Raw genomic sequence first — 10,085 nt, forward strand, 5'->3', positions numbered from 1 at the left:
TCCACGGTGGTGATCTGTGTGCCGACGCCGGTGACCCGGGAGCTGACGCCCGATCTGCAGGCTCTGAAGGCGGCGTGCGCGACCGTCGTCGAGCGGGCGGTTCCCGGGCAGCGCGTCATCCTCACCTCGACCACCTATGTGGGGTGCACCGAGGACCTGCTGGTCCACCCGCTGGCCGAACGGGGCCTGCGCGCGGGGACCGACATCGCGGTGGCCTTCAGCCCGGAGCGGATCGACCCGGGGAACGACGGTTACGCGCACGAGGACGTGCCCCGGGTCGTCGGTGGCATGACGCCCCTGTGCACAGCGGCGGCCGTCAAGGTGCTGAGCCGCAGTTCGCGGAGCGTGCACCAGGTCTCCTCGCCGCGAGCCGCCGAGATGGCCAAGCTGCTGGAGAACATCTTCCGGGCCGTGAACATCTCGCTGGCGAACGAGTTCGCCGACGCCAGCCGGTCCCTCGGCCTCGACGTCATGGAGGTCATCGACGCCGCGGCGACCAAACCGTACGGCTTCATGCCCTTCTACCCCGGCCCGGGCATCGGTGGGCACTGCATACCCTGCGACCCGCACTACCTGCTGTGGCAGATGCGGCGGGAGCGGTTGAACCTCCCTGTGGTCGCGGCCGCGATGGCCGGCATAGCCGAGCGTCCCCGGCAGATCGTCGACCGGGTCCGCGACGTTCTCTCCGATCACCGCAAAGGCCTGCGCGGCGCGCGCGTGCTGGTCGTGGGCATCACCTACAAGCCCGGTGTGAAGGATCTCCGGGAGTCCCCGGCGCTGGAGATCATGGAGGAGCTCGACCGGGCCGGCGCGGAGGTGTTCTTCTCCGACGAGCTGATCAGCACGGTGACCGTCAATGGAAAGCCGCTGCACAGCGTGGATCTGGACACGGCTGACGTCGATCTGGTCCTCGTCCACACCATGCAGCGCCGCGACCCGGTGCTCCCCGACACCGAGAAGAGTCTGGTCCTGGACGCCACCTACTGGCTGAAGGTCCCGGGCTCGGCCGTTCCCTAGCGGTAGTTCCCCGGCGGCGGCCCCGGATTCGCCCCCATTCACCGATCCACCGATCCACCGAACAGGGAGAAGAGTCATATGCAGTCCGTCCTCCACATCCCCACCAACAGGGACACCAGCATCGCGATCGCGAGCTACGTCAAGGAGGTCCGATACGCCCGGGAGGAGTTCGGCAAGAACATTCCGCTGGTCCTGATCGAGACCGACAACGGGGACCAGGTCGCACACAACGCCCGTGCGCTGGAACAGGCGAAGGCGCAGGATCCGGACCTGACCCTCTACCACATGACGATCGAGCGTCAGGGGGCGTACTTCGCCGCCCTGCTGGAGGGCGAGCCGGAGCGGGTGCGGAACGTGTTCTCGTCGCGCGCGAAGAACTACGCGACGGCGATGAACAAGCTGTTCCTGATGACTCCGTCCTTCGGGGCCGACATGTTCCACCGACGCGACTCCGACACCACGCTCCTCTCCGACCATCTCGACGGGATAGCGCCTCGGTACCCGATCGAACCGGAGCTCAGGTACCTGGGAGCGCGGGTCGGCAGTGTCGCGAGCACGGGGGACGCGGAGCGCGACGACCGGAGGATCTGGGTCGTCGGCGGCAACTACTTCGGCGAGTGGAACATCGACGTCAAGGATTTCGCCCGCCGGGACTTCGGCATCGTGCACCGCCTGTACGAGCTGCTCGGATTCGAACGGTCCGTGGTCGAGGAGATCTGCGCCGAGGCATTCCAGTTCGATCCGGTCTACGAGGAGGTCGACGAGCTGAACTTCGTGACCTCGGTGAACGACGGGCTGAACCCGGACTGCGCGAACTTCGGCATGTACCGGCTGCACGAGTACCTGCCCGCGGTCCCCGGCGACAACATGCTCGCGGCGGACTACTTCCAGTTCGACATAGCCACCGCGCTCGGGATCCCGGCGCTGAACCACGGCCGGCCGGTGTTCCACCAGTACGAGCCCGAGCGGTTCGATCCGACGCGGAAGCTCTCGTACTGGGAGGGCATGGCGCGGTTCGCCGACTACTTCAACTTCTACTACGGGATATTCACCGGCGACCTCTCCACCAAGCTGTCGCACGACGACGGGGACGGTCTGCCGGCCGAGCTCTCCGCCGAGATCGTCGAGACGAGTCGCCGGCAGCGCCTGACGCTGGACAAGAAGGAGCGCGCCGCGCGGATCAAGCGCATCGCGGAGGAGATCCTGATCCCCTTCGACGAGAACTACGCCGCGATCGGACGGCAGTTGGTCGAGCGCGCCGATCTTTACGTCACGCAGTGCGACGCCGCCTACGAGACACATGAGCTGCTTCTGGAGCGATGGCCGCGCATCATCGAGCGGGCCAAGCAGATCAGCCTCCCCAAGACGCTGAGCGCTCGATGACGGTGGTGCAGCCCGAGCCGGCCCTGCGCTGGGCTCGCGACCGCCGGTTCGTACTGCCGCTGCTCGCCACCGCCGTCCCGCTGACGCTGCAGCATCTGCTGTCCTCCACCAGGAACGTCGCCAACACGTTCCTGACCGGGCAGCTGGGCGGCCCCGAGGTGGCGGCGGTCGGGTTCTGCGGACTGGTGTTCATGGTCGTCACGCTCGCCGTCAGCGGCATGGCGGACGGCGGCTCCGTGATCACCACACAGGTGTGGGGCAGCGGCAACGTCGCCCGGACACGACAAGCGGTCGCGTTGACCCTGCTGGCGTCCGGGCTCATCGCGGTCGCCGCCAGTACCGGCTGCTTCATGTGGGCCGAGCGGATCGCCGCGATCGGCACAAGCGATCCTGTGGTCCAGAGCATCGCCGGGTCCTACATTCGCGTGGCCGCCTGGATGGTGATCCCGTACGCCGTCATCTGCTCCCTCGAAGCCGGTCTGCGATCCGTCGGCAAGGCCGCGGTCACGATCAGGTTCACCGTGATCGGAGTGATCGCGCACGTCGCGCTCGCCCATGGACTCATCTTCGGCCGCTGGGGGCTGCCCGAGATGGGGGTGGCCGGCGCGGCGTGGGCCGCCGTGCTCAGCTCGGCGCTGGAAGCCCTTCTGCTCATCGGATACATCTACGGGACGAGAAACCCGATCGCCTTCGGTGCCGGCGACCTCCGCAACGGCCTGCGTGAGGGGCTGCTGAGAAAGATCGGCCGGGTCGGCGCGCCCGTCGCGGTGAGCTCGACATCGTGGGGGTCCGGCATCCTCGTCTACGGCATTCTGGTGGGTCAGGCCGGCACGACCGAGCTCACCGTGATGGCGATGATGAGCAGCGTCGAGACCATCGCCATGGCCTTCAGCAGCGGCCTCGCCGGCTCCGCCGCCGTGATCGTCGGACAGGGCATCGGGGAGGGACAGAGCGAGGGCGACGTCTGGAAGACGGGCAAGGCGTTGCTGGCGTATGCCGTCGTGGTCGGGTCCGTCCTCGGCGTCGCCATGATGCTGACCCGCCCGTTTCTCGGCCTGCTCTTCGGCGGCGTCGACCAGGTGGCGCTGGACGCGGCCGGTGGAGCCGTCCTGGCGCTGGGCGTGCTGTTCATCTTCCGGGTCCTGGCCATGATGCTGCAGAACGGCCTGCTCCGCAGCGGCGGCGACACCCTGTACATCTTCGGGGCGGATCTCGTGTGCCAATGGCTGGTCGCCATTCCCGCGATCTACCTGACCACGGCGGTGTGGCACAGCCCGCTCCCCGTCATCTTCCTGGCCATCTACAGCGAGGAGATCGTGAAGACCGGCATCAGTGGATACCGGGTGTTCCGACGTCGCTGGATCCGCCGGATGGTGTAGCGAACTGTCCAGCCATATGCAGAAATCAACCAGATGGAGGCAGAGCATGGCCGCCAAACTCAGCGTCGTCGTCCCCATTTACAACGTGGAGCCCTACCTCCCCGGCCTCCTCGACTCACTGGCGGCGCAGGAGCTGACGGACATCCAGGTGGTGCTGGTCGACGACGGCTCGACCGACGGGAGCTCCGCCATAGCGAAGGCGATGGTGGCGGAGGATCGGCGCTTCGAGCTGATCAGCCAGAGCAATCAGGGCCTGAGCGCCGCCCGGAACGCGGGAACGCGCGTGGCGACCGGACGCTATCTGGCGTTTGCCGACGCCGACGACGTCGTCCCCGAGAAGGCCTACCGGATGCTCGTCGACGCGCTGGAGCAGAGCGGCTCGGACATCGCCTCAGGCGACGTTCGCAGACTGCGCTCGAACGAGGTGGAACGGCACGGCGGATACGCGGACCTGTTCGCCACCACCCGGCTCCGGACCCACATCACCCGGGATGATTCGCTCGTCGCCGACCGAATGGTGTGGAACAAGGTCTTCCGTCGATCCTTCTGGGACCACCACGGCCTCGAGTTCTTCCTGCCGCAGTACGAGGACGCGCCGGTCACCATCCACGCGCACATCCTCGCCTCCTCGGTGGACGTCCTCTCGGACGTGGTCTACCTGTGGCGGTTCCGCGAGCTGGGCGAGCCCTCCATCACACAGCGGCACTACGAGCCGGCGAATGTCGCCGCCCGGATGCGGATGGTGGTGGAGACCGGGGACATCATCCTCCGGCTGGCCCCCGAACTGCATGACGTGTTCGCGAAGGACATGCTGACCGGCGACGTCTTCTGGACCGTCGAGGCCGGCAAGATGAACGGGGCGAGCGACCTGGCGGACAGCAGCGATCTGCTCCATCGCTTCCTGGGCACGGTCGAGCCCGCGGTGCTGCGCCAGATGCCGGCGCCCTATCTGCGTCGCGTACGCCTGTTCGCCGCGGGACGGATCGATGAACTGCGTGCCGAGTTCGCGAAGATGCCGGAGTGAGGCGGGCACCGTGGGGCACGGCCGTGCCCCACGGCATCCCTGATGCGGTGATCGCGGCTCGGGGGCGCGGCGTATCAGATGTCCCGGAAGAGACCACTGGGGAGCATTCTGACTGGCCCGGTCTCACGCCTGGCCCGACGCGAGTTCCACCACTGTCACGTCCGAAGGTGCCCCGACCCGGGTCGGCGGGCCCCACGCGCCCGCGCCCCGGGACACATACAGTTGCGTGTCGCCGTACCGTTCCAGCCCCGCGACCGTCGGGTTGGCCAGCTCGGCCACGTAGTTCATCGGCCACAGCTGACCGCCGTGGGTGTGTCCCGACAGTTGCAGGTCCACCCCGTGCCGCACGGCCTCGTCCACGAACACCGGCTGATGCGCCAGGAGTACCGAGGTTCGCGACGGGTCCCGGCCTTCCAGCGCGGCCGTGAGGTCGGGACCGTCGTCGTGGTCCTCACCGGTCACGTCGTTCACTCCGGCCAGATCGAAGGGCGCGAGCTCCACCCGTTCGTTCGCCAGCAGCTTCAGGCCCAATTCCCGCACATGCGCCGTCCACTCCTCCACGCCGGAGAAGTACTCGTGGTTGCCGGTCACGAAGAACGCTCCGTGACGCGCTTGCAACCCGCTGATCGGCTCGACCGCCGATCGGAGGTCGTCCACCGATCCGTCGACCAGGTCGCCGACAACGGCGATCAGGTCCGGCTGGGTCGCGTTCACGGTCGCCACGACCCGCTCGGTGAACCCGCGCCCCAGGATCGGGCCCAGATGGACGTCGCTGACCACCGCGATCCGGAAGCCGTGCGCCGACCTGGGCAGCTTCGCCAGCGGAACCGTCACCCGCTTCACCCGAGGTCCGCGCAGCACCCCGTAGGTTCCGTGGCCGACCGTGCCGACCGCCACCGCGGCAGCCGCCCCGCCGACCAGCCGCGCCACGAACAGCCGTCGCGACAGGTCCGCTGGGGCGTCGCCGTCGGGTGCGTCCGGAGCCGCGGTGACGGGAGCCGAGGCGGGTGCGTCGTCCGGTACCGCGACCGGCTCGGAGGCCGGAGCCGGTACGGCGGCAGGCCGTTGCGCGGCGTGGCGCCACAGCAACCATGCCAGGGCGGGCCGGACCGCCTCGCCGGCGATGACGCCGATCAGCAGGTACAGGGCGACGGCGGCCCACAGGTACGCGGGCCACGCGACGATCCGGACCAGCTGGAACGGCAGTCCGAGCCGGTCCCCGGTGAACACCGTCAGCATGAGCGCGGGGCCCGCCACGAGGACCACGGTGCCCAGCCGCCGCCACACCGTGCCGGGGGTGGTCGTGTCCCGGACGATGCGGCGCCACACGTACCAGTGCAGGCCACCCATGACGCCCATTACCACCGGAATGGCCAGGACGAGCACGACTCCCACGGTGTAACAGCCCTCTCTGACGTTCACTTCATGCTGACGGTGCGGCCGAGGCCGGCCATGGTCGGTTGCTCAGGACGGAGTTCAGCGGGTGGCCGGTTCGGGCCGCCGACTCTCCTCGGCCGTATCCGCGGGGCCTTCGACGGACAGATGCGGAAGGCGCTTGTCGAGCCAGGCGGGAATCCACCAGTTGGCCTTGCCGAACAGGTACATCGTGGCCGGGACCAGGACCGTCCGCAGGACGAACGCGTCGATCGCGACGGCGGCGGCCAAGCCGATCCCGAACTCGGCGACGATCCGCTCGCCGCCGAAGGAGAAGGCGATGAACACGCAGAACATGATGGTGGCCGCCGCGGTGATGACGCGTCCCGTCTCACCGATGCCGACCGCGATGGCCCGCTTGTTGTCGCGGGTGTGGATCCATTCCTCGTGCATGCGGCTGACGAGGAACACCTGGTAGTCCATCGACAGTCCGAACAGGACCGACAGCATGATGACCGGCAGGAACGCCTCGACGGGGCCGGCCGCGCCCCAGCCGAGGCGTTCCGAGCCCCAGCCGTACTGGAAGAACGCGACGATCACACCGAAGGAGGCGGCGGTGGCGAGGATGTTCATGACGGCGGCGACGAGAGGCACCATCAGGCTGCGGAACGCGAGGAGCAGCAACAGGCAGCCGAGCGCGACGATGACCGTGAGGAACAGCGGGAGCTTCCCCGTCAGCACCTCGGCGAAGTCGTCGAAGATCGCCGTCTGGCCGCCCACGTAGACCTTGAGCGTGGTCCCCTTCTCGGCCGGCGGGATCACGTCGTCGCGGAGGTGGTTGATGAGATCCGCGGTGTCCTCGGACTGCGGCGACGTCGTCGGGTAGACCTGGACAATGCCGACCTCGGTGCCGGCTTCCGCCGGCAGCACAGTCACGTCGGCGACGCCCTTGGTGTCGGAGACTGTGGTGGCCAGGCTCTCCAGGGCCTGCCGATCGCCGGCGCCCGGCGTCTCGGCGACGAGCTGGAGCGGGCCGTTGAACCCGGGACCGAAGCCCTCGGCCAGCAGGTCGTACGCCTTGCGGGTAGTGGTGTCCGCAGGGTCGTTACCGGCGTCGGAGGAGCCCAGCCGCAGCGAGAGCACCGGCAGGGCGAGCACGGTGACCACCACCAGGGAGATCACCGAAAGGACCACCCTGCGCCGTTCGGCGATCACGGCCCAGCGAGCCCACATGCCCGGCCGGTTCTCGGGAAGTACGGTCTGTGCGCGGCGTTCGCGACGGCTCAGCACCCGCTTGCCGATGAAGCCGAGCAGCGCGGGCAGCAGGGTGACCGCGGCGAGGACGGTGAAGACGACGGCGGTCGCCGAGGCCACCGCCATGCCGTTGAGGAAGTCCACGCCGAGTACGAACAGGCCGAACAGGGCGACCACGACAGTGCCGCCCGCGAACAGCACCGCGCGGCCGGAGGTGTCGATGGCCTTGATGACCGACGCCTCCATCTCCATGCCGTTCTTCAGGTTCGATCGGTGCCTGGTGACGATGAACAGCGCGTAGTCGATGCCGACACCGAGACCGATGAGCGCGCCGAGGATGGGCCCGACCTCGCCGATGTTCATGACATGGGTGAGCAGGGTGACGGTCATGAGGCCGACGCCTACCCCGGCGATCGCGGTGGCGATCGGCAGCAGCATCGCGAACAGCGAGCCGAACGCCACGAACAGCACGATCGCGGCGGCGACCACACCGACGAGTTCGCTGAGGCTCTGCCCGGATTCCTGCACCTGGCCGATCGGGTCGCCGCCGAGCTCCACCTTCAGGCCGTCGCCACGGGCCTCCTCGGCCGTGTCGACGAACTTTTCGAGGTTGGCCTTCTCCAGGTCCATGCTCTGCTCCGTGAAGTTCACGGCGGCGTAGGCGATGTGCCCGTCTTCGCTGATCTGCTTCGCGCCCTGCTCGCTGTACGGGCTGGTGATCGCGGCTACATTCGGGATCTTGGCGAGCTGGTCGAGGGTGGAGGTCATCCGGTCACGGACGGCGGCGTCCCGGACGTTGCCATCCGACTCCCACACGACGGTAGCGGTGGCTCCGGACTGGGCGGGCATCGTCTCCCGCAGCAGTTCGAGCGCCTTGGACGACTCGGTGCCGGGGAGGGAGAAGCTGTCGCTGGCCTTGGTACCGGCGGCGGTCGAGGCAATGCCCACACCGGCGAGTACGGCCACCCAGAGCAGCACGACGAGGAGCCGGTGTCGATAGCACCAGCGGGCAAGGGCGGACAAGGGAACTCCTCAGGGACGAGGCCGACGTGATGCTTTCCAATCTCGTGCGCCCGAGCAGCCCGATTGTCCGTCTCGCGGACGGTATCCGCCGTACCGCGCTCGCGGTAGCGCCCTACACCGTGGGCGGAGAGCCGGCCCGGACCAGGCCCGTCTCGTAGGCGAGCATGACGAGTTGGGCCCGGTCATGGACACGGAGCTTGGCCTGCGTGCGGTTTACATGGGTCTTGGCGGTGTACGGGCTGATGCCCAGCCGCTCGGCGATCTCGTCGTTGCCGAGCCCGGCCGCCACCAGGACGAGGATCTCCCGTTCCCGCTCGGTGAGCGCCGCCAGCCGCTCGGCGGCGGCGCCCACGTCCTGCAGGGGCCCGCGCAGGAACCGGGCGATCAGCGCGCGCGTCGCACCGGGGGACAACAGCTGACCGCCGTGGGCGACCAGGCGGATCGCCTGCTGGAGTTCCGCCGGTTCGACGCCCTTGCCGAGGAACCCGCTGGCCCCGCAGCGCAGCGCGCTGAACACATACTCGTCGACTTCGAAGGTGGTCAGCACCAGGACCCGTACGTCGGGCAGCGTCGAGGTGATCTGCCGGGTGGCGGTGAGGCCGTCCGAGCCGGGCATCCGGATGTCCATCAGTACGACATCGGCCCCGCCGGCGAGCCGGACCGCCTCCCGTCCGTCGGACGCCTCGCCCACCACCTCCATGTCGGGCGTGGAGTTCACCAGCACCTTGAAGCCGGCCCTGACCAGTTCCTGGTCGTCGGCGAGCAGGACCTTGATCGTCATGTTCCCGTCCCCTTGTGCGGCAGGAGGACACGGACCTCGAACCGGCCCTCGGTCAGCTGTGTCGTGAAGGTCCCGCCGAGGGCGTGCGCGCGTTCCCGCATGCCGAGCAGTCCATGGCCGCCCTCCCCGAGCGCCGGCGGATCAGGAGCGGTGGAGCGGGAGCGTGGTACGGGACCGGCCGGGTTGCGCATGCTGATCTGGAGCGCGGACGGCAGGTAGCCGAGTTCCAGTTCGGCGTGCGGGCGGGACGCGTGTCTGCTCGCGTTCGTCAGGGCCTCCTGGACGACCCGGTACGCGGTGAGCCCCACCGCCGGGGGCAGGTCCACGGGTGCCCCGGCGATCTTCTGGTCGACGATCAGGCCGGCGGCGGTGAAGCCCGCGATCAGGTCGGGCAGCGCGTCCAGCCCGGGGGACGGCTCGTAGGCCGCCTCGTCGGGGGCGTCCGGCCGGCGCAGCAGCCCGATGGTGGTGCGGACCTCGTCCAGTGAGGACCGGGCGGCCCGCCGGATGTGCGCGAGGGACTCCCTGGCCTGTCGGGGTTCCGTCTCCAGCACGTGGTCCACCACCGCTGCCTGCACGTTGATGAGGGCGATGTGGTGGGCCAGGATGTCGTGCAGCTCGCGGGCGATTCGCAGCCGCTCGTCGATGACCCGGCGGCGGGCCTCCTCCTCCCGTGTCTCTTCGGCCCGCCGCGCCCGCTCCTCGACCGCTGCGACGTAGGCACGCCGGTTGCGGACCGCGAACCCGACCGCCGCGGCCGACGCGCTCAGCGCGCTGAGGGCGACGACCTCCGGGCCCGTCCATCCGCGGTGGTCGAACGCCACGCTCGTCCCGGCCAGCAGAACCGCGG

Annotated in this window: 8 protein-coding genes; 4 read left to right on the plus strand and 4 right to left on the minus strand. The window is 68.9% G+C overall.

The genetic code is table 11. From position 1 onward, the window contains the following. The 4 genes from STRIP9103_RS30770 to STRIP9103_RS30785 form a co-directional block, all read left to right on the plus strand. On the plus strand, positions 1-1,017 hold a 1,017-nt coding region (locus tag STRIP9103_RS30770), incomplete at its 5' end, for a nucleotide sugar dehydrogenase (RefSeq protein ID WP_009326958.1). A 78-nt stretch (positions 1,018-1,095) separates the two neighbouring features. Further along, a complete protein-coding gene (locus STRIP9103_RS30775) occupies positions 1,096-2,400 on the plus strand; it encodes a DUF6271 family protein (RefSeq protein ID WP_009326963.1) in 1,305 nt (434 codons plus the stop codon). Further along, positions 2,397-3,779, plus strand: a complete 1,383-nt coding sequence (locus tag STRIP9103_RS30780; protein WP_009326962.1) for an MATE family efflux transporter — start codon at positions 2,397-2,399, stop codon at positions 3,777-3,779. Before STRIP9103_RS30775 ends, STRIP9103_RS30780 begins: the two co-directional genes overlap by 4 nt. Before the next feature lie 46 nt (positions 3,780-3,825). Next, positions 3,826-4,803 (plus strand): glycosyltransferase family 2 protein, encoded by a 978-nt coding sequence (locus STRIP9103_RS30785; protein ID WP_009326960.1) that lies wholly within the window; start codon positions 3,826-3,828, stop codon positions 4,801-4,803. A 123-nt stretch (positions 4,804-4,926) separates the two neighbouring features. Here the strand turns inward: STRIP9103_RS30785 and STRIP9103_RS30790 are convergent, their stop codons facing one another. The 4 genes from STRIP9103_RS30790 to STRIP9103_RS30805 all read right to left on the minus strand — a co-directional run. After that, a complete protein-coding gene (locus tag STRIP9103_RS30790; RefSeq protein WP_009326959.1) occupies positions 4,927-6,198 on the minus strand; it encodes a metallophosphoesterase in 1,272 nt (423 codons plus the stop codon). Positions 6,199-6,279: 81 nt separating this feature from the next. Beyond that, positions 6,280-8,454 (minus strand): MMPL family transporter, encoded by a 2,175-nt coding sequence (locus STRIP9103_RS30795; RefSeq protein ID WP_009326961.1) that lies wholly within the window; start codon positions 8,452-8,454, stop codon positions 6,280-6,282. Positions 8,455-8,566: 112 nt separating this feature from the next. Next, positions 8,567-9,235: a response regulator gene (locus STRIP9103_RS30800; protein WP_009326964.1), complete on the minus strand. Its 669-nt coding sequence runs from the start codon at positions 9,233-9,235 to the stop codon at positions 8,567-8,569. Next, on the minus strand, positions 9,232-10,085 hold an 854-nt coding region (locus STRIP9103_RS30805; RefSeq protein WP_048821302.1), incomplete at its 5' end, for a sensor histidine kinase. The genes STRIP9103_RS30805 and STRIP9103_RS30800, both read right to left, overlap by 4 nt.

Origin of the sequence: Streptomyces ipomoeae 91-03, from assembly GCF_000317595.1 — a bacterium.
Lineage (GTDB): Bacteria > Actinomycetota > Actinomycetes > Streptomycetales > Streptomycetaceae > Streptomyces > Streptomyces ipomoeae.